The 20,963-nt window shown below is 51.1% G+C and carries 15 protein-coding genes; 7 read left to right on the top strand and 8 right to left on the bottom strand.

Going from position 1 to position 20,963, the window contains the following annotated elements:
- Window positions 1-17 precede the first annotated feature (17 nt).
- From AC2A06_RS06110 to AC2A06_RS06090, 5 genes are read right to left on the bottom strand one after another with little or no spacing between them, the layout of a single operon-like run.
- On the bottom strand, window positions 18-890 hold the full coding sequence (locus AC2A06_RS06110) for an STM4011 family radical SAM protein (protein ID WP_484379697.1): 873 nt from the start codon (window positions 888-890) through the stop codon (window positions 18-20).
- Window positions 891-892: 2 nt separating this feature from the next.
- Window positions 893-2,203 (bottom strand): STM4012 family radical SAM protein, encoded by a 1,311-nt coding sequence (locus tag AC2A06_RS06105; protein ID WP_484379696.1) that lies wholly within the window; start codon window positions 2,201-2,203, stop codon window positions 893-895.
- 8 nt (window positions 2,204-2,211) lie between these two features.
- Window positions 2,212-2,994 (bottom strand): STM4013/SEN3800 family hydrolase, encoded by a 783-nt coding sequence (locus AC2A06_RS06100; protein WP_484379695.1) that lies wholly within the window; start codon window positions 2,992-2,994, stop codon window positions 2,212-2,214.
- A complete protein-coding gene (locus AC2A06_RS06095) occupies window positions 2,994-4,151 on the bottom strand; it encodes an STM4014 family protein (protein WP_484379694.1) in 1,158 nt (385 codons plus the stop codon). Before AC2A06_RS06095 ends, AC2A06_RS06100 begins: the two co-directional genes overlap by 1 nt.
- 8 nt (window positions 4,152-4,159) lie before the next feature.
- Window positions 4,160-5,080: an STM4015 family protein gene (locus AC2A06_RS06090; RefSeq protein ID WP_484379693.1), complete on the bottom strand. Its 921-nt coding sequence runs from the start codon at window positions 5,078-5,080 to the stop codon at window positions 4,160-4,162.
- Window positions 5,081-5,595: 515 nt separating this feature from the next.
- Between AC2A06_RS06090 and AC2A06_RS06085 the strand changes: the two genes are divergently transcribed.
- Both AC2A06_RS06085 and AC2A06_RS06080 read left to right on the top strand, forming a co-directional pair.
- The gene (locus AC2A06_RS06085) at window positions 5,596-5,934 is read left to right on the top strand and encodes a helix-turn-helix domain-containing protein (RefSeq protein ID WP_484379692.1); all 339 of its coding nucleotides are present in this window, start codon (window positions 5,596-5,598) and stop codon (window positions 5,932-5,934) included.
- Between the two features lie 170 nt (window positions 5,935-6,104).
- A complete protein-coding gene (locus tag AC2A06_RS06080; protein ID WP_484379691.1) occupies window positions 6,105-6,590 on the top strand; it encodes a hypothetical protein in 486 nt (161 codons plus the stop codon).
- Window positions 6,591-6,652: 62 nt separating this feature from the next.
- Here AC2A06_RS06080 and rtcR read toward each other — a convergent pair whose 3' ends face one another.
- Window positions 6,653-8,239, bottom strand: coding sequence for an RNA repair transcriptional activator RtcR (rtcR, locus tag AC2A06_RS06075; RefSeq protein ID WP_484379690.1), 1,587 nt, complete (start codon window positions 8,237-8,239; stop codon window positions 6,653-6,655).
- 291 nt (window positions 8,240-8,530) lie between these two features.
- On the opposite strand from rtcR, the gene AC2A06_RS06070 reads away from it, so the two are divergent.
- Together AC2A06_RS06070 and AC2A06_RS06065 are read left to right on the top strand one after the other, a co-directional pair.
- Window positions 8,531-9,766, top strand: coding sequence for an RtcB family protein (locus tag AC2A06_RS06070; RefSeq protein WP_023490342.1), 1,236 nt, complete (start codon window positions 8,531-8,533; stop codon window positions 9,764-9,766).
- 4 nt (window positions 9,767-9,770) lie between these two features.
- Window positions 9,771-10,562, top strand: a complete 792-nt coding sequence (locus tag AC2A06_RS06065; protein ID WP_484379689.1) for a nucleotidyltransferase domain-containing protein — start codon at window positions 9,771-9,773, stop codon at window positions 10,560-10,562.
- Between the two features lie 110 nt (window positions 10,563-10,672).
- On the opposite strand, the gene AC2A06_RS06060 is transcribed toward AC2A06_RS06065, so the two are convergent.
- On the bottom strand, window positions 10,673-13,693 hold the full coding sequence (locus AC2A06_RS06060) for an autotransporter outer membrane beta-barrel domain-containing protein (protein WP_484379688.1): 3,021 nt from the start codon (window positions 13,691-13,693) through the stop codon (window positions 10,673-10,675).
- Window positions 13,694-14,206: 513 nt separating this feature from the next.
- On the opposite strand from AC2A06_RS06060, the gene AC2A06_RS06055 reads away from it, so the two are divergent.
- Window positions 14,207-15,127, top strand: coding sequence for a L,D-transpeptidase family protein (locus tag AC2A06_RS06055; protein ID WP_484379687.1), 921 nt, complete (start codon window positions 14,207-14,209; stop codon window positions 15,125-15,127).
- A 226-nt stretch (window positions 15,128-15,353) separates the two neighbouring features.
- Here AC2A06_RS06055 and AC2A06_RS06050 read toward each other — a convergent pair whose 3' ends face one another.
- Window positions 15,354-16,070: a GntR family transcriptional regulator gene (locus AC2A06_RS06050; protein WP_484379686.1), complete on the bottom strand. Its 717-nt coding sequence runs from the start codon at window positions 16,068-16,070 to the stop codon at window positions 15,354-15,356.
- Between the two features lie 258 nt (window positions 16,071-16,328).
- Between AC2A06_RS06050 and mngA the strand changes: the two genes are divergently transcribed.
- Window positions 16,329-18,254: a PTS 2-O-a-mannosyl-D-glycerate transporter subunit IIABC gene (gene mngA / locus AC2A06_RS06045; RefSeq protein WP_484379685.1), complete on the top strand. Its 1,926-nt coding sequence runs from the start codon at window positions 16,329-16,331 to the stop codon at window positions 18,252-18,254.
- 49 nt (window positions 18,255-18,303) lie between these two features.
- Window positions 18,304-20,958, top strand: a complete 2,655-nt coding sequence (gene mngB / locus AC2A06_RS06040) for a mannosylglycerate hydrolase (RefSeq protein ID WP_484379684.1) — start codon at window positions 18,304-18,306, stop codon at window positions 20,956-20,958.
- Window positions 20,959-20,963: the final 5 nt, after the last annotated feature.

The following is a 20,963-nucleotide window of genomic DNA, read 5'->3' as shown; positions in this document are numbered from 1 at the left end:
TCAAGCAATCATCGGTGTTACTTTTCGCTTAGTACGGCTAGGGGGATCCTCTCCAGGATGCCATTGTTAAACAGCGGGTAGAGTTGCCGTTCTGGCATATGGACATAACCGATATGGCAATAACACTGTGTGCGTGAACAAGGGCGAGGCTTCAACACTTCCCGGTAGTTTTCCTGATAGATATTCCCCAACTGTTTATCAATAAAGTGGCAGCGCCGAATGGTCCCGTCCTGATCGACGCTGATGACCTGCTCCCCGGTGAGACAAGCTTTACCACGGCTCGGATAATCTTGCGCATTGATATTGAACAGCGGGTCTATCTGGTTGAGAAAGGCAAGCTGCTCCGGCTGATAGGGATACAACCGTGACCCATTGCGATAGGCATTCGCCCATAAGTAGACCTCTTGCGGTAATGCGGCCCGCAAGGCGGTTATTGCTGCAAAGTGGGACGGTTTGCCGACAACACCGACGCTAAAGCGCACTTGGTAGGCCATCAGGTCAGTTATTTGACGCAAAAAATCCGCGAGCGTCACCTCGCCAGGATGATAGGTCACCCATAAGGCGACTTTACTTCTTTCTGCTTCCTGCAAAAAATCCAATCGACCACTCAGGTTGGTTTGAAACACCACTTTTTCGATGTGTGCTGTCTGGCTTAATGTGATGAGTGCCTGCTGGTAATGTTTGCGTACTAGCGCTTCACCCCAGGGGGTAAAAAACAGCTTAAGTGCCAGATCACTCTGCTGCTGCGCCCATTGGGTAAAGCGCAACAACGAGGCGTGATCTGCTTGCCGTTCAGCTGCGCTCTCCAGGTGTTTGGCAAATGGGCAGTAGCCACAACCGTAATTACAGCTGCTTAAAACCCCCCGGTACAAGACAGTAAGGGAACGCATGATCAGCTTAACTTATAGCTGGACATCTGGTGGACGACCTCATCGGCATACAACCAAGGGCCGATGGCGTCTGAATAAGCCAACCCTTGTGCGGTCAGCGTGATGCGCTTATCGGTCTGTTGTGCCAAACCAGCAGCAAACAGTGACTGTAGTTGAGGATAATCTTGCAGGGGATCACTGTGGAAACGTTGCCGATACAGCGGAAACGACAACCCACTGCTGTGCAGCAAGCTTTGAATAATAAACCGTCGTTGTTGGTTATCTTGATTAAGTTGGAAACCGTAGTTGACCTTGGCAAAATCTTGCGGGCTGCGGCGGATATAATCTTGCAGGATCGACTTGACGCTCTCCTGCCCCACGGCGTATTCGCTGGAATAGTGCAGTTCATGGGTATAGGAACGGGCTCCGCAACCCAACCCGAGCATTCCGTCATTCTGGCAGCAATACTCCCCTTGTCCTGCGAGGCTAGCGGAACGGCGGAACATGCGCATACTGACCTGCTGATAACCGTGCGCCAGCAAATAGTCACGCCCACGCTGATAAAGCTCAAAACGTTCATCATCCCAGGACTTGCCGGACAGTCCGATACCCGTCAGCGGCCTAACGTACAGCGGGTAAAGAAATAGCTCCTCGGGTTGAAACTCCAGCGCGGTTTGTAGCGACAACAACCAACTTTGTGGGGTTTGATAAGCTAAACCGTAAATAAGATCAATATTCAACACCGGAATGCCGCTGTGGCGAATAGCCTCTAGGGCACGAAATACTTTCGCGTTGCGCTGTGGGCGGCCGACGCTTTTCACTTCACTTTCCACAAAGCTTTGTACGCCGATACTCACTCTTTGGGTGTGGTGTGCGGCTAAAATATGCAACCGATCGGCTGTTGCCGTTGCCGGGCTGACTTCAACACTGGCAGGAACACGGGGATAATCGACGTTAAAGATATCGATAATCCGATACACTCTTTCCAATTCGGCGGGTTTGAGATAAGTCGGTGTTCCGCCACCAATGGCCAATTGGACCACTTTCATGTCACCGAGTGATTGCTTGGTCTGCCGAGCTTGGCGCTCAAGGGCGTTTAAGTACTCAGTCTCTATGGTTGAAGAGGCATTGACCGTGGTAAACAGATTGCAGAAATCACAACGCATTTCGCAAAAGGGAATATGAAGATATAAAAACAGCGCCTGTTTATTTTGTTCTTGCCATACATCACTCAGCGAACGTGGGCTAAACGGCCGATAGGCGGTTTTATGTGGATAGGCATAGGTGTATGAGTGATAAGGTGAATCTAACAGAGGATGGTTAGTTGACAACATGACATATCCTACAAAATAAACTGTGCATAGGGCACTTCCCACACCGTGGGATGAGCCAGACGATGGCCGAAGAATCCATCTTCGCCAAATGCCTCACCGTGATCAGCACATAGGATCACCAGCGTGGGGCGGCGTAGTGCCATGGTGGCGAACAACCGGCCCAGATGAGCATCGGCATAGGACAATGCTGCTCTTTGCGTAGCCAACGAATCCCGCGTGACATCAGTAAAGATATGCGTCGGTTTATGGGTCGCACTGACATTGATAAATAACAGCAGGGGCTGGTGCGGTGGTAGCGCCTGGAGAACGTTTAACGCCTTGCTGACCTGCCGTTGGGTCGATTGACGGCTACTGGGGCCCATTCCAGGATTCCAGTAAGCCTCCTGAAATAGCGCTGGGAATTGGGTGCCAAGCGGTGGACGCATATTAAAGAAACCCACACCACCGATACAAACGGTATGGTAGCCACGAGCACTCAAGGCCGCCGGTAAATCTGCTTCATCAAAAGTGAAGGTCGTTGCATGGGTGGTTGTCGACCCAGAAAATTGCGCTGCAAATAAGCGGTGATGTTTACCCGGCTCACAGGGGGTCGGTAAGAACCCGGCAAAAAAGGCTTGGTGAGACGGGTAGGTAAAGGTGCCTGGCGCATGACGTTTCTGCCAGCCCTGAGCGGGTAAATAACGGCTGATCGCCGGGGTTTCCCCAGCATTATGGGCCTGCTGTGCGACATCAAACCTCAAACTATCAAGCGTGATGAACAGGATGTCGTGGCTACCGATAAGGTCTTTCATTACAGCGGTTCCTGCAGCGCCAACAGTTGAGTGGCATAGGTATCCAGCCCACGGTATAGCACTTGGCGGTGATAGTCACCGAAGGCATTAGCCTCTAACAACACCGTCTGCCCGGAAGTGGTGATTAAGATGTCCAGGCCAGCATAGAGTGCGCCAGGAAAACAAGCGGCTCCTTGTTCAGCCAGAGTCAACACCTCGCGATAGCGCTCTTCACCCAAACGGGCGATTAACTGGTCAAGATTACCGCGCTCCCCCCCTAGGTGCAGATTGGTCATACAACCACGCCCCAACCGGACCAGTGTGTGAGTCGCCTTACCGGCGGTGACCACCACACGGAGATCCATGGCTTGGTTTTCCATGCCCATCTTGGGTAGCCAACGTTCAATCTGCAACGGATGGTGGCGCAGTAAACCGTCTATTAAACCTGCTACTTGGCGCTCATCCCGATAGTGGCGTTGTTTGCGGGAGTTATACAACCTCAGTTCCCCAGCGACGCTATCCATATAAACGGTCGTTGATGCCAGTAGCCCTTTCCGCCCGACCTGCAGGGCGACGGTACCAGAGGCGCTGCTGCCATGAGCCAGTTTGATAAAGACTCTGCGGCAGCCACTCGCTACCATATTACTGCGCAACTGCTCATAACTGTCACATTCCGCCAATGCTTGAGGCACCGGTAGGCCCGCTTGAACAAAACGTTGTTGTGTCACCCGCTTATCAAACATCGCCAAGACCTGATCTGGTTGCCAGGTCAATTGACCAGGGAAGTGGGCGATGGGAGGTAAATGATGGTGCAGATGTTGCAGAAAGCGGCCAAAACCACGATACCACTGCCGAGTCGGCATCAACCGCCCCTGTTCCAGATCCAACGCCGCAAGCTGAGCTATCGATAAATCCCCCTGATCCTGCGTCCCCAACGCGAGCAATAAGCGTTCGGTTGCCAGGTCTTCCCCTGGCGAGTCCAACCGCAAAATGACATTGGGTTCCCATTGGCGTGCCAGTGCGGCACCATCCTGCATGACCTGCGCATAACTGATCACTTGCGCAGCTGGCCAGTTCAGCCTGGAGAGGGTATTTTGCAGTGCAGTGACTCGTCGGCTGCCAGGTGGTGCTATCACCACCACCTGACGCGGAGTTAACGTGGAACTCGGAGACAACATAAGGTGGGTTACTCACCGATGGCGACAAAGCGCCAGTCATCTTCTGCGTCTTCTTGCTCAGAAACGTCCACGATCATGCCCAACCCTTTAAGTTGAGCCATCATCTCGTCGTCTAAATAGTGGCGATGCAAATCGAGTTTTTTCAAATGACGGAGTGCATCTGCGGCTTGGCACAATGCCTTTCCTCCCTCATTACTGAGTGTCCCCAATGAGAGATCCAATACTTCCAACTGCGGCAAAATGGCCGACTTGACGACAGCCATGGCAATATTATCTTGGTCCTCTGCGTTGCGCAGACCGAGGTAGCGCAAGGCTGGCAGATTGTTGCCTTGGTAAAGTTCCGCCAGATCATCTTGTTGGTAGCTGGCACCGTACTCATCGGTACCTAAATAGAGTTCTAGATGTATCAGGTTGGATAATTTGGCTTGGGCAATTTGGCGCACGGTCTCCCCACTTAACCCTCCACTTTGAACCACCAAATGGGTCAGATTATTGGCGCGCAGATCTGAAAATACCAGTTCGATGCCGCCACGGACGGTGAAGTGAGTCAGGGCGGGGTAGGCATTCATCAGTGGGCTGACATCGGTATTGTGCAACCAACTGACTTCACACTCTTCAACCGTGATATCACCGAAAAACAGCGCGCGCAGCTGAGGGAGATGTGCTGCTGCTTTTATCAGGGCGTCGGCGGCAGCTGACGAGTTTTCTTCATAGGACTCTGGGCTCCACTGCCCAACCACTAGAGCCTGGGTCTGGTTAGCCAGTGGGTCGCTCAGATACTGTTGGAGTTTATCAGCAAAGCTAAGGGGGTCATCATACTCAAGACCAATACGGTAGGCGGTATTATGCAGATTTTTCAAGGGATGGCCCGGTTCCCAAGCGACTACCTTATAACCAGCGAATTCTTCCTGATGCTCGTAAAATGCCATTTTATCTTCCTCTATTCGGGTCTTGGTCGTTAAGTGTTGATAACGGTTATCCACACATTGGGTTTAATTAGACGCGACTAGCAGCGCTGACTGACCGCTTAATGCTTAGAGAACTGATGGTACAATAACCAGAGAATGCCAACAACTGGCGGAAACATAAGGCAAAGTAGCGACCTATAAAGATCGCCGTTCATTAAGAATCGTCTTAACTGACCTGCTTCAGCGCTATGTGAAATCATGGTTGCCAATACTGCTATCTGAGCTGGAACGTGTTCACATGCTGATCTGTTTAGCCGTTAGCTCATTTCACATCCCCAATGTCAGTCGCAAGATTCCATCGCTAGTATCAATAGAGCGAGGTTTTATTTCACGTTCCATTAATGGAGCTTATTATGAATGAGTGGTCTATTTATGGAACAAAATAATTTTTGCCATTGGACCAAGGAATTTTTATTTTTCTATAAATAGTACATAGTGATAAGTAATGCTCTATTAATAAAACAAAGAGGCATGTAATGGCCAAACCATCTACTCGCACCTACTCTCGCTATAGTCGCGATGCCGCACGACTATTAGGGTTGATGCTTCGAACTGCGCGTATTGAACGTAAACTCACGGTTGAGGAACTGGCGGAACGTGCTGGTGTTTCACGTGGGCTCGTTTATCGTGCTGAAGAAGGGGACATGGGGTGTGCAATTGGCGCGGTATTTGAACTGGCTACCATTGTAGGCGTTCCGCTTTTTACACCTGACCATGCATCTATGACGCTACATACCGCAAATGCAGAAAAAATCTTATCGCTTATGCCACGCTCAGTGCATCACACCAAAAAAGTGATCAATGATGACTTCTGATAACAAGGTTGACCGGGCATAAGCGATCATGCGACTGCGTTGATTCTTTCCTGTTGTCTATTAATTAGTGGTAGAACGATAGGTATTAGGGTATGTCAGTGGCATCACCTTTTTGCCTATTGATTGGCAGTCGAGTCCACAATTGCTGGGTAAGATCATAAGGAGTTAATGTGGGTAACAGGTATTGCTGTATTTTTTTAGGCCTACTGCTGATCGCCGGGAGCTGTGGCGCCGCCGAGATGCCAGTGACGGGCTACAAAGCTTATGATCAAACAGGGGTTAGAGATGATACGTTTGAGCTTGATCAAACGGAATTGGTGCTGATCCAGCCAGTAATACAAACATTCACTGATGAGAATTCACAACAGGCGATGGATTTTTCTACCATGATGGATGATTGGTCTCATTATGCCAGTGAGATAACCCGGAGTTTTGAAGCACTGCAGGTACGGGTAGTGAGTACTGACAAACGCTATCTGATCTTTACGTTGGGTGAAAACCAGCGAATGATATTTGATAGTCGCCAGACACCGTCTGCACCGGACGAAGCAGTGAGCTGGCAAGCCCTGTTGTATCGCAAAGGGCAAGTGCCGAGACTCATTGATATTACCGATAATAATATGGCTGAGGCGAAAGCGTATCTGGGATTGAAATAGCCTCACTATTTACCCTGCTTCAAGTTGCCACGCTGTTGGCTGCAACTTGAAACAGAGCAGTTCTATCTGTGAATTTCATCCCAGCTCAAGCCAAAACGGGCCAGATATTTACGCAAGCGGTCGGCATCATTCGGGTGCTTCTTCTGTTGGCGCGAAATGGCGAATAGTTGCCGTCCGGCGTCTGAGAGCGAAGTGGCAGTACGGCATACCTGCAATACGGTTGCCAACTGGCTTTGCTCAAATAGGTCGATAGGGGTTAGCTCGACAGGGAGTGATGGGGTCGGAAGTGATGCGGTGTTGCTCTCTTGCCACTGTAATTTCAACCGGTTGATTTCTTCTTCTACCAATGACCGCGTGATGCGGCCCTGTTCTGCCAGGGTTGCCATCCGGGTGATGGAACAACCCAGCTCACGGAAGTTGCCGTGCCAGGGGGCCTGCGGAGAACGGGCAAATGCTAGATAATGCTGCCGTGCCTCTTGGTCAAAACGGACCTGGGTCTGGTTGCTACGTGCAAAACGCTGTAGTTCATAATCGATATTGGGCTCGATGTCTTCACGGCGCTCCGCTAGCCCGGGCAAGACGAAAGTCCACATGTTAATACGGGCATATAAGTCTTCACGGAAACGCCCTTGGGCAATCCAGTCGCGCAGATTGCGATGGGTGCCAGCGATTAATTGAAAATCGCTGCTCACCTCCTGGTCAGAACCGAAAGGGAAAAACTTCTTCTCTTCAATTGCTTTCAATAGCATCGCCTGCTCATCCAGCCCGAGCTCGGCAATCTCATCAAGAAACAACATGCCACCGTTGGCCTCACGCAATAGGCCGGCTCGGGCTTGCAAGGCCCCGGTAAATGCCCCTTTGACATGGCCGAATAGGGTCGACATGGCATTATCGCCACGCAACGTTGCGCAGTTCACCGCGACAAAACGTCCTGTGATTAAATGGCGTGAGTAGCGTAGTTGATAGATACGTTCTGCCAGAAAGGACTTACCGGCACCGGTAGGGCCGTTAAGTAGCAAGGGCGCATTAGAACGTAGGGCCACCCGTTCTATCTGGTCAATCAGCGCATTAAACGTGCTGTTCCGTGTTTCAATGCCGGATTTCAGAAATGACACTGAGCGCTGTTGCTCATGCAAGAAACGGCTGGTGAGGGCTGCGTAGCGGCTAAGATCCAAGTCGATGATTGAATAGAGCCCCGGCGGGGAGACCGGCTCGGTTTTTTCACCTGGGGCGGTTTGCAGCAGTTTTGCGGGTAAATAGCGCGCCTCCGTCAGCAGAAACCAGCAGATTTGTACCACGTGAGTACCGGTGGTGATATGCACCAGATAGTCTTCATTTTCGGTATCAAATGGGTAGCGGTTGGCAAAGTCGAGAAAGGCGCTATAGACCTCTTCAAAATCCCAAGGGTCTTGCAGTGCCACTGGTTGTAATACCACTTGCGTGGTTGGCGAGACTGCGATGATATCTTCCGCGACCTGTTGCGCCATCCCTTTGTCTCGGGGTTGATGTAACAGTTCCAGGCGGTCGATGGGGAGGTCAGGTTGTTGGCATACACCGACGGTTGGGCGCCATTTTTTCCAACGGTTCTCTCGTTTACCGCGCCTATCCAGTGTGGTTCCCAGCACACCAATCACAACTCTGCGTTTCATTTTATCCCTTAAGATAAATTGTTATCCTTAAGGATAAGATATACCTTTGTAGTTATGGGTTCCAGTTACCAATAATAGATTTTTTATTTATTAAATATCAATGCATTAAAATTTTTATCACTGTTTTACTCGAAATTGGCACGTCTTTCGCTATATCTATACCAGTTCATTCAAGTTGATGTTCAGTAATGATAGGTTCGGCTGAAAGCTTCAATGTATCAAGCAACGAGAGTGACTTTATGTTCCCGCAACTAATGTGAAGATCGGGAATGATGATATCAAAGAGAAAAGATGACTAACGCTATGAAAAATAACTATCAATTAATCGCGCCAGTTAACAGTGCTCCAATCAAAATGTGGACACAAGGTGTACCCGTTGAGCCTGAAGCACGTGAGCAATTGCTGAATACAGCAAAAATGCCCTTTATTTTTAAACATCTGGCGGTGATGCCGGATGTGCACTTAGGGAAAGGTTCGACCATTGGCAGTGTGATCCCGACTCGTGGGGCTATTATCCCTGCGGCGGTGGGGGTGGATATTGGTTGCGGCATGATTGCGGTACGGACTTCCTTGGTCGCCGCCGACCTGCCGGATAATCTGGCAGGCTTGCGTAGTGCCATTGAACAGGCGGTTCCTCATGGTCGCTCGTCAACGCGCAGTAAAAGAGATAAAGGTGCCTGGGGGGAACCGCCAGCAACCGTCAATAAATATTGGGCGACATTAGCCCCGCGCTTTAAGCGCTTGACCGATAAATACCCACAGTTGCTGAAGACGAACAACCATCTGCATTTGGGAACCCTGGGAACCGGTAACCACTTTATTGAAGTTTGCCTGGATGAAGCTCAGCAGGTGTGGGTGATGTTGCATAGCGGCTCTCGTGGTGTGGGGAATGCCATTGGTTCGCTGTTTATCACTCTGGCTCAACAGGATATGCAGCAGCATATCGCTAACTTGCCGGATCGTAATCTGGCCTACTTTGCCGAAGGTAGCGCGCATTTTGAGGATTACATGGAAGCAGTGGGTTGGGCGCAGGACTTTGCCCGCCATAACCGGGAAGTGATGATGGAACACGTACTGGCGGTGTTGTCGCGGACTATAACCAAGCCGTTTACCACACAGCAGGAAGCCGTGAACTGCCATCATAACTATGTGCAGCGTGAGACACACTTTGGTGAGTCGGTCTGGGTAACGCGTAAAGGCGCGGTATCGGCGCAAGCGGGGCAGATGGGGATTATCCCCGGTTCGATGGGGGCGAAAAGTTTCATTGTGCGCGGGTTGGGTAACGAAGAAAGCTTCTGTTCCTGCAGCCATGGAGCGGGGCGCGTAATGAGCCGTACTGCCGCGAAAAAGCGTTTTACTGTGGCTGATCAGATCCAGGCGACAGCCCATGTGGAATGCCGTAAAGACCATGAGGTGATTGATGAGATCCCCATGGCTTATAAAAATATCGATGCCGTGATGGCGGCACAATCTTCCTTGGTGGAAGTGGTTCATACCCTGCGGCAAGTGGTGTGCGTGAAAGGATAAGAATATGGAAGAGCAATTAAATGGTGTTAGCAGTGCCATGCGTGAAAAAGTCAGGCAGGTACTGCGCGACGTTGAGCAACGTTACCAGGTGCGGGTGCTGTATGCCTGCGAGTCTGGTAGCCGGGGCTGGGGATTCGCTTCCCCAGACAGTGATTACGATGTGCGTTTTTTGTATGTTCATCAGGCGCAATGGTATCTGCGCGTAGAACCACAGCGGGATGTGATAGAGCTGCCCATCGATCAGGAATTGGATGTGTGTGGCTGGGAGTGGCGTAAGACCTTAGGTTTGTTGAAACGCGGTAACCCGACGTTGATCGAGTGGCTGGATTCACCGGTGGTCTATCAAGAGAGCCAAGAGAGTGTGGCGGCATTGCGCAGCCAGGTCCCACAGTGGTTTTCTGCCCAGCGGGCACGTTGGCACTATTTGTCGATGGCTCGGAAAAACTTCCGTGGTTATCTACAAGGGGAGCAAGTACGGCTAAAAAAATATTTTTACGTATTGCGCCCACTCTTGGCGGTGCGTTGGATAGAAGCTGGCAAGGGGGTACCACCGATGCGTTTTGACCAGCTATTGGCTGGAACCGTCGATGAACCTCGGCTGTTGGCGGAAATCCATCAGTTGCTGCAGTCGAAGCAGCGTGCGGGTGAAGCGGAATATGGCCCGCGCAGGGAGAGGATACATGGGTTTATTGCCAAGGAACTGGCAGCGGATGTCAGGCAGCAAGCGTTACCAGACAGCCTGGCGGACAGCGACCGTGAACTCGATGAGTTGCTTTATCGTACTGTAATGAGTTAATCAGCCCGGGGAAAAGGTATTTAATCGATTTTCCGGGAGTTTGAGTATCACCCAAAAAGCGTAATTGCACCGCCTCTTCCTGCGAAGATGCGGTGCGGAAGGCTTAACTATCAGAAATGCCAGGTAAAGCCAGCATTAACCCTGTTGTCCTGGTGGCTTGACGATACCAGACCACCATAGCCCAACGAGAGTGTTGCATTGTTGCCAACGGTGACTTCGGCGTTGGCTTTCACTACCGCAGCATCACGGGATACCGGCACGCTATTGTTAACAAATGGCACGCTGCTACCGCTGAACATCAGCCCAATGCCACGATCACTATCACCATACTGGTGTTGCCAGCCCAACTCACCACGTAGGGTAACCGCTTGCAACTGGGTATCTGCACGCATGCCGAGTGTTGAGGCGGTGGCATCAGTATGCTGCTTATCACCGTGTAACGCGGCTGCGCCGCCATTTTCGGCAATACCGTTATTTTGGTAGTTGATATAGGCCAGGTTGGCGAAAGGTTCCAGCTTCACGGTGCTCGCCTGGATGCTGTAGCCTGCTTCGGCAAACAGTTGTTGAGTGCGAGCGCTGTAATTGGCATTCGGGTTATCAAACTGAGTAGCGTAATTCACGTTGCGTGAGGTCTCGATACGGTGCCAGGTATAGGTGCTGCCCGCACGCAATGCCAAGTTATCAAGCTGCTTGCCGCCGTAAACCCCCAGATGGTAGTTGTCGCTGGTGGCATTGGAACCGTAGCCGCCGTCGAGTGAGGTGCGGGTATAACCACTGGTCACCCCAAGCTGCCATTGTTGTGCCAAGGTGGAGTCCAACCCCATCAGGATGCCATAAGTGGATGCCTGATAGCCCGTCGCATTAGCGTCACCAGAGGCGTGGTCCCATGCCCCGAGGAATTGTGCCCAAGCTCCCCCCTCATTCACCTTAATGTCTGGTGAGCGGGTAAGCCCTTCACTTTGGCGCAAGCGTTCATTCAAGGCATCTCGCAGGTAACGGCTGTCATTGATCTGGGCTGAAGCCATATCCGCATGAATTTGCCCAGATAAGCGGCGATAGGCCTGCTGTGCTTCCCAAGCGCTTTGACTGGTCAGGATGCTTTCATAAACTGGGTTGCCTGCTGGCAAGGTATCCGCAGCAGTAGCCAGCGCCCGCTGGTTTGGCGTTAATGCCATATCCGCGAAGGCGGTCGTGTTGCGGCCCACGTTCAAGGTGACCTGGGTAGGTTGATAGTTAAGCGTGGTCCCCAGGAACAGATAGTCAGGTTGTACGGTATCGAACTGACCCTGAACCCCAAGCTGTGCGCTTAAAATGGTGTATTGGTGACCCAGTAGACTGTGGACCTCATTTTGGCTAAGCAGGTTGCCACTGTGTTCGAGCGAGACCAGCACATCCGCACCTTTTAGTATGGCCATGCCTTGGCTTTGGATTTGGTCACTGCGGCCATCAGTGGCAATTTCTACCGCATAGCGAGCCCCCGGCTGGAAGGTGACACTATTGGCTACCTGCAAAGTGCCAATGGAATTGCCTGGTGCGATAATGGCACCGGATTGCGCGGTTAATGCGCCAACCGTACCCGAACCACCCAGCAAAGCTCCATTATCAACAGTGACCGCAGAGTTCCCATAGTAGCCATTGATGATCAGCGTACCACCTGCCACGGTTGTTGGGCCGGAGAAACTATTGTTACCGGTGAATTCGAGTACCCCTGAACCGTTTTTGACAAAGTTACCGTTACCGGCAATATCATTGGCCCAAACATCATAGGCGCTGAACCCGCCTTGGTTGGCATCCATATTCACCGTGATATTACCGTTAAAGGCACCGTAACCATCCGCGGCATCGTAGAGATTAATCCTGGCCCAACCGGAGCCATCATCAAGAGCATGACCGGATTCTATCTCGGTGGTGGCCAGCACATCGCGCCGCTGTTCAGCGGTGAGGTAAGGGAAACGGCTGGCAATTAGCACCTCAGCGCCTTCTGGCACCACCGGGGCAAGGTCGGTTGGACCTATCACTGCCAAGCCGTAAGTCATACGGTAACGATAATCGGCTTTGTTTTGCGCAGCTATAGCCTGGCGTTGTGCTTGGTCTGCGGCGGAGCATTCGGCAAGGGTGCTCTGACAACCCTGTTCCAACAGGCTGCGTAAATCAGTTTGAGCTGCTTGCATCAACCCTTGGAAGTCATTGGTGGTGACCATCGGGGCCCCGAGAATGCTGGCAATATTTTGCCCCAAATAATCAGGGTTATTGTTCAGTATTTGTGCTAATGCGTAGGTGGTCATGATCCGTGCGCCAATCACATCCAATGCATAGTGGGCACCCAGTACCATACGGCTATTGCCATATTCCGAACCCCGTAACAGGAATTCCTGGAAGCGCTCTGGCACCATTTCAGCAAACAGCAACGTACTGGCAAAACCAAAGGCGGCGTGCCCACTCGGAAACGCCGCATTGCTTTTAAGCGTGGGGATGATGGCCACTGCCGAGTCGGTTTCAACGCCGAAGAAATCAGGCGCACTGAACGTGTCGATGCTATCGGGGGCGACCTGGACAGGGCGGGAGTCGCCAATGGTATTACGGTTGGCTTCAGAAGGATGGTAAGCCAAGTCATAAACGTTATAGACCCCACCGGCTGGCAGACTAATGCCCGTGGCGAGCTGAGCGGGGTTACCATTGGCACTGCCATTGGCATAGTAGTTTTTGGCAAAGCTGGAATCGACCTGAATGAGCGCATTAACTTGTGAGAATAGCGCTTCGAAATTCTTAGAGAAGGTGGTGGCGGTATAATTAGCGGCATTGATGCTGTTAGCGGAAGCGAAAGTGCCATACATCTTTGGACCAAGGGCATTTGCCACCAGTAAACCGTTGCTGATTGAGCCAATCAGTGCCGCAATGGTGTTATCGCTGATGGCTCTGGCACGCACAGCATCAGAGGCGTTGTTATTGGTGGCGATTGACGTATTGAGGTTGTCATTTAATACCCTCTGCCCTGCAGTGCTGTTATTCAGCAGGCTGAACCCCGAGATCAACTCTGTTGCTTGTATAGTCCTGGCTTCAATGGCCCAAGCCGTGTTGAGCGAAAGCAGTATGGCGATAGACAGTGCAGATAGTGCTGTTTTTTTTGACATTATGGGTCATCCCTAATAGCCCGATAGATTGGCGGGCTCATTAATTAACAGCTTTTGATGACATTTTTATGACGCGAGCAAGTCGGTGAAAGTGGCGTGATGGCGACAATTGCTCTTTATTAGCGTTGAATCAAGAGGGGAAATGGGCGGGTTCAGTGTTGTACCGCCATGGTTTTTGAGTAACAACCCTTAACAAAGGCGATGTGGGGAGAAACAATTCTCGGTAGTGGCGCTATTGGGCGCCAAAAAAGAGGGGAGTTTACGCGAGTAATATTTCCCTCTTGCTACCAAGTGCACATATAATGCGCGTCCGGTCACATTTGATCGGAGACGACATATACTCGTTGTCTTTCAAGCTGCAGGGAAGCTGGCTTTCCTCTGTTATTTGGCTTATCCATCCCTCAATCGGGGGTACAGTTACCACGGTGACAAGGGTAGTATTCTGGCCTCAACTTGAAAGAACCCGTGTATAGACTTTTAATAGCTAACATGGCCACCACTCTAATTACGAAGATGAAAATGAGCATTCGCGCGTTATTAACCCTGTTTACTGCCCTGACTGTGTTCAGCCAGGCAGCATCCGCTGTTGTATACCCGTTACCCGCCAAGGGAAGCCGCCTTATCGGTGAGAATATTGAAATTACGATTCCTGCAGATAGCAAACTGCCGCTGGAGAGCTTCGCGGCTGAGTATCAGATGGGGTTTAGTAATATTCTGGAAGCGAACCCAGGGGTTGATCCCTTTTTGCCAAGGCCTGGTAGTAAGCTGGTGATTCCACAGCAATTGCTGCTACCGGATACCCCTAGAGAAGGCATTATTATCAACAGCGCGGAAATGCGCCTGTATTACTTCCCTAAAGGCAGTAATACCGTAGTAGTATTACCGATAGGTATTGGTCAGTTGGGTACAGATACCCCGAAGGATTGGGTGACCACGGTACAGCGCAAGAAAGCAGGGCCAACCTGGACGCCAACCGCGAAAATGCGCGCAGAGTATGCGGCTGAAGGTGAGATCCTGCCTGCTGTCGTCCCGGCGGGTCCAGACAACCCGATGGGCTTGCATGCACTGTATATTGGCCGTTTGTATGCCATCCACGGCACTAACGCCAACTTTGGTATTGGCTTACGCGTAAGCCACGGTTGTGTACGTTTGAGATCTGACGATATCAAATACTTATTTAACAAGGTGCCGGTAGGTACCCGCGTGCAGTTTATCAATGAACCGATAAAAGTGTCTGTGGAGCCAGATGGCTCACGCTACGTGGAAGTACATAACCCGTTATCGGCTAACGAAGAACAGATTAAGTCGAAAGATCCTGTCCCGCTGACGATTACAGCCCCTGTGGAGAAAGTATTGATGGATCCGGCTGTCAACCAAAGCGAAGTCGACACTGCGATGAAAGCGCGCTTGGGTATGCCAGTTAAAGTGAACTGATATTAAAGGGTGACCCTTTGGGCTGAGGGGATTAGACCTTGGTTCATCCGTGTTGCTATTTGGTAGGGCAGACCTTTGTGTCTGCCCTGATTACACCAGCCAAAGGTCAGCTCTCTAATAAAGTGGGAGATGGCAAATCATTAGAACCGCCATCCTGCTTTGGCTTATAGAGTAATGGTACGTATATTCAATTTTGGCACACCCAGCAATAAGAGAAGCCACGCTGTTAGCGCCCACGTTTTGCCACTAGCGTAAATTTGTAATCATCACTCTTAAAGAAGTTGCGGCTGAATTCGAACACGGTGCCGTCGTCAAGAAAGCCAGTAGATACTTTCTCCAGGATCGGTTTTTGTGGGTCAATGCAGAGGGCGTTAACCACATCTTCACTGGGCATCACGGGAATAATCTCCTGCTCACTACGCTCAATCACCCGCTTTTTCACCTGCTCAATGTAATGGTATTTTGATTTTTCCATCACTTCGTAACTGAGGTCGGGGAAGAGTGCCAGCGGCATCCAGGTTTCTTCCAGTGTGACTGGTTTTTGTTTGATATAGCGCACTCGCTTGACGTAATACACTTTGTCTTCGGTGGTTAAACGTAGTGCTTCGGCGATGGTTGGGCTGGCTTTTGCCACTTCAAAGGCGAGTACTTCGCTGTGAGTTTCCACATTACGGTCAGCCAACTTTTCATAAAAACTGGTGAGCTGGTAGATGTCGTAATTGACCTTTTCTTCTTTTACATACCAGCCACTACCCTGAATACTTTCAATTACTTGCTCTTCAGTGAGTAATTTCAACGCCTGGCGCACCGTGACTCGGCTAACCCCATATTGTTCACGCATCTGGGCTTCCGTCGGCAGTGCTGCACCGGGTTGCAGTTCACCATCAGCAACTTGTTTACGCAGGGTATCGGCAATCTGGCGATAGATGGGTTTTTTACTCACAGCGCGGGTATCCCTGGGGTTGTGTGACGATCTGCCTGCATTCTAGCTTTCGTGAGCGGATAAAAAAACAGATAACACCATAATTTGTGCAGTTGTTATCATTTCACTCCAAGTTATATGATACAAATATAATACAAAAATTGTGTTGATTTGAAATAGATCACAAAATGGTATTATAACAATGATTATCATAGAGCCATATTTTGCCGAGGGAACGGCCTCGGCACCTGAGTGAAGATAACCAATCTGAGGATAACGATGAACCTGAGCAGCCTGACCCATCCCAGTCTGATAAACCTGCAAACGGTATTTGCGGGACGTGATCAGGCTATCCAGCAACTTGCTGATCAATTGGCAGATCAAGGCAAGTTGTATGATAAAGACGCTTTCCTACAAGCGGTATTGGCGCGTGAAGCACAAGGCCCCACTGCACTGGGTGAAGGCTTGGCGGTACCGCACGGCAAAAGCAAGGCGGTAAAAGAAGCCGCATTTGCTGTTGCCACACTGAAAGAACCACTGCAATGGGAAGGGATTGATGGCCCGGAAAGCGTCAACCTGATCTTTCTGTTGGCGATCCCTGAAGATCAAGCCGGTTCCACCCATATGCAGTTATTGACCAGCCTGACGACCGCGCTGGTGGATGATGATGTGCGTGAAGCGGTGCTGCAAGCGACAACCCCAGAGCAGTTGCTGGCTTTGTTGGCGGGCGGTGCCCCGGAAGCAGAAGAGAAACCGCAAGATCAGTCTCGGCCAACCGTGGTGTGCGTCACTGCCTGCCCAGCGGGTATCGCCCACACCTATATGGCAGCGGAATATCTTGAGAAAGCCGGGCGTAAACTGGGCATCAATGTCTATGTTGAGAAACAAGGTGCCAATGGTATCGAAGGGCGGTTGACCGCTGAACAACTCAATCAGGCCACAGCCTGCGTATTTGCCGCCGAAGTGGCGATTAAAGAAGTAGAACGTTTTAACGGTATTCCGCGTATTGAAACGCCAGTGGCGGAACCGATTAAACATGCTGAACGTATTTTACAGCAGGCGTTGGCTGCTGGTGAACAGGCGAAAGATGCCCCTCGGGTTCAGCAAAGCGCAGCACCAGTAAAGAAACCCAGTGTTAAGACTGAACTGAAACAGGCTTTGTTGAGCGGCATCTCGTTTGCGGTGCCGCTGATCGTTGCCGGGGGTACCGTGTTAGCGGTGTCAGTATTACTGGCACAAATGCTCGGCCTGCAACATCTGTTCGACCAAGAGAACTCCTGGCTGTGGATGTACCGCAAATTGGGCGGTGGCATGCTGGGGATCTTGATGGTGCCGGTGCTGTCAGCGTATACCGCCTATTCATTGGCGGATAAACCGGCATTAGGACCGGGTTTTGCCGCCGGGTTAGCCGCCAACATGATCGGTTCCGGTTTCCTCGGTGGTGTGGTGGGGGGCCTGATTGCCGGTTACTTGATGCGTTGGGTGAAGAACAATGTGCGCCTTAGCCCTAACTTTAATGGCTTCCTGACATTTTACCTGTATCCGGTGATCGGCACCTTAGTGGCAGGTAGCCTGATGCTGTTTGTGATTGGTCAACCGGTAGCTTGGCTGAACAACAGCCTGACCGCTTGGCTCAATAGCTTGTCGGGTGCCAATGCGTTGGTGCTGGGGGCTATTCTTGGCTTTATGTGTTCCTTTGATCTGGGTGGCCCAGTGAATAAAGCCGCCTATGCGTTCTGCCTGGGGGCAATGGCTAATGGTGTGTTCGGCCCCTATGCGATTTTTGGCGCAGTCAAGATGGTTTCCGCTTTCACGGTGACTGCTTCTACTCTGCTGGCCCCACGTCTGTTCCAACAGTTTGAAATTGAGACCGGGAAATCCACCTGGCTGCTCGGCCTGGCCGGGATCACCGAGGGGGCGATCCCAATGGCGATTGAAGATCCACTGCGGGTGATTGGTTCCTTCCTGGTGGGTTCAATGGTCACGGGGGCGATTGTTGGTGGAATGGGCATTGGCTTATCAACGCCGGGCGCCGGGATCTTCTCGTTATTCTTATTGCATGACAATGGCCTGGGGGGCTTGCTGTCAGCAGCCATTTGGTTTGGGGCGGCACTGATTGGCACGGTAATCTCCACGCTGGTGCTGATCTTCTGGCGGCGCCATGCGCTGCAGCAAGGCAAATACACCATTGTTAAAGCTGAGTAATTTTTTTTTAGCGCCGTAAAAGCGGCGCTGGCTTATTTAGGAATTGAACATGAAACCTGTATCACGCGTACATATTACACCGCATATGCATTGGGATCGTGAGTGGTATTTCACCACCGAGGAGTCACGTATCCTGCTGATTAACAACATGGAAGAGATCTTGGCCCGGCTGGAAAGTGACCCAGAGTATCGTTTCTATGTGCTGGATGGTCAAACGGCAGTGCTGGAGGATTATTTCGCCATCAAGCCAGAAAACCGTGAGCGGGTGAAAGCACTGGTGCAGGCAGGTAAACTGATTATCGGCCCGTGGTATAGCCAAACCGATACCATGGTGGTGTCGGGGGAATCCATTGTCCGTAACCTGATGTATGGCATGCGTGATTGCCTGGCCTTTGGTGAGCCGATGAAGATTGGCTATCTGCCAGATTCTTTCAGTATGTCTTCGCAGTTACCGCATATTTTCAATGGCTTTGGTATTACCCGCGCCATGTTCTGGCGCGGCTGTTCCGAACGCCATGGCACCGATAAGACTGAGTTTTTTTGGCAGAGCAACGATGGCAGTGAAGTGGCGGCACAAGTATTGCCATTAGGTTATGCCATTGGTAAATACCTGCCAGAAGATGAAGCCGGGTTGCGTAAACGGTTGGATAGCTATTTCAACGTATTGGAAAACGCCTCAGTCACCAAAGATATTCTGCTGCCTAACGGCCACGATCAGATGCCACTGCAACAGAATATTTTCCAGGTAATGGCTAAATTGCGCGAGATTTACCCGCAGCGCGAGTTTGTGATGAGCCGTTTTGAGCAGGTATTCGAGCAGATTGAAGCTAGCCGTGAACGTTTGGCGACATTAAAAGGCGAGTTCAACGACGGCAAGTATATGCGTGTACACCGCACTATTTCGTCGACCCGTATGGATATTAAGATTGCTCATGCCGAGATTGAGAACAAAATCGTCAATATCCTTGAGCCATTGGCCGCTATCGCCTGGTCGTTGGGTTTTGAATACCATCACGGTCTGTTGGAAAAAATGTGGAAAGAGATCCTGAAAAACCATGCCCACGACAGTATTGGTTGTTGCTGTAGTGACAAGGTGCACCAGGAGATTATGACGCGGTTTATCTTGGCAGATGATATGGCCGAGAACCTGGTCCGTTTCTATATGCGCAAGATTGTCGACAATATGCCAGTACAGCATGGTGATGCACCCGGGTCGGTGGCAGATAAACTGACCTTCTTTAACTTGTTGCCTTATGCGCGTAGTGAGGTGATCAACACCACGATCCGCATTCGCGCCCAGCAATTCTCGCTGCTTGATGAGCAAGGGCAACCGGTGGAGTATTTTATCCGTGCTGCGCGGGAGATTGACCCGGGGTTGGTGGACCGCCAGATTGTGCACTACGGCAACTACGACCCGTTTATGGAGTACGACATCCAGTTGTATCAGCCACTGCCAGCGATGGGCTATTGCACCTTGCATATTCACGCTAACCAAGCGGGTAAACAGCGCCAGCCATCGGTAGCGGCGGCAGAATGTTTGGAAAACGCCTATTACCGTATTGGGCTCAATGCCAATGGCACGCTGGATATTGAAGATAAGCAGACCGGTTGCCGTTATCAGCAGGTGCTACAACTGGAAGAAGGTTCTGACGATGGTGATGAGTATGACTATTCACCTTCCCGTCAGGAGTGGTTGATCTATTCAACTGAAAGCGCCGTCACCACCGCTATCAAGCATGAAGCCTGGCAGAGTAGCATTACACTGGCGCTACGTATGGCCTTACCGGTTAATTTGCAACAGCGGGCAGAACGCCGTTGTGACGGTTACCTTGATGTGCGCTGTGAAGTGACGTTGGCGCATAACAGCCGCCGGATCGACATCGAAATGTGGTTAGATAACCAAGCCGATGATCACCGTGTCCGTGTGCTGATCCCAACGCCATTTGCCAGCCAGACGGTACTGGCAGATAACCAATTTGGTACCATTACCCGCCCGGTGGACGATCCTGCGATGGCCCATTGGCAGCAAGAGGGCTGGAAGGAAGCGCCGATCCCGGTATGGCAATTGATGAACTTTGCGGCACTGCATGATAAGCAACACGGGCTAGCGCTGTTTACTGAAGGGCTGCGTGAGTTTGAAATTATCGGTGAACGCCGCGATACCTTTGCCTTAACCCTGTTCCGTTCTGTCGGGGTGCTGGGTAAGGAGGAGTTGTTGCTACGCCCTGGGCGTCCTTCCGGCATTAAACTGCCAACGCCAGACTCACAAATGCGTGGCAAATTGCATTGTCGCTTTAGCTTGTTCAGTTTTGCTGGCGACCCTCATCAGGCGGGCGTGATGCAACAGGCCCGGGCCTATGTGACGCCGGTTCGTTGTTACAACAAACTGCCGTTTGATGCGATGAAACTGAATCTGGCTAATGTCCGCACACCATTGCATTTTAGCCTGCTGTCGATGGCAGAATCTGGCCCGGTGTTGAGTGTGTTGAAGAAAGCTGAAGATGCTGAAGCTCTGATTATCCGCGTGTACAACCCGGCGGAACAAGGCACGCTCAGCGGGCAGTTAACCACCACACGGCCATTAACAGAGTGGGTGGAAACAGCGATGGATGAACAACCGCTATCGCAGCAGCATGCGGCTAAAGGGGAATTCACTCAACTAGCTCCGTGCCAGTCGAAGACCTTCCGTTTTAGTTGTCAGTGATCTGA

This window comes from Serratia sp. HNCC26DJ244 (assembly GCF_057180565.1).
Note: the sequence above shows the minus strand (reverse complement) of the source record. Positions and strands in the feature narration are given on the sequence as shown.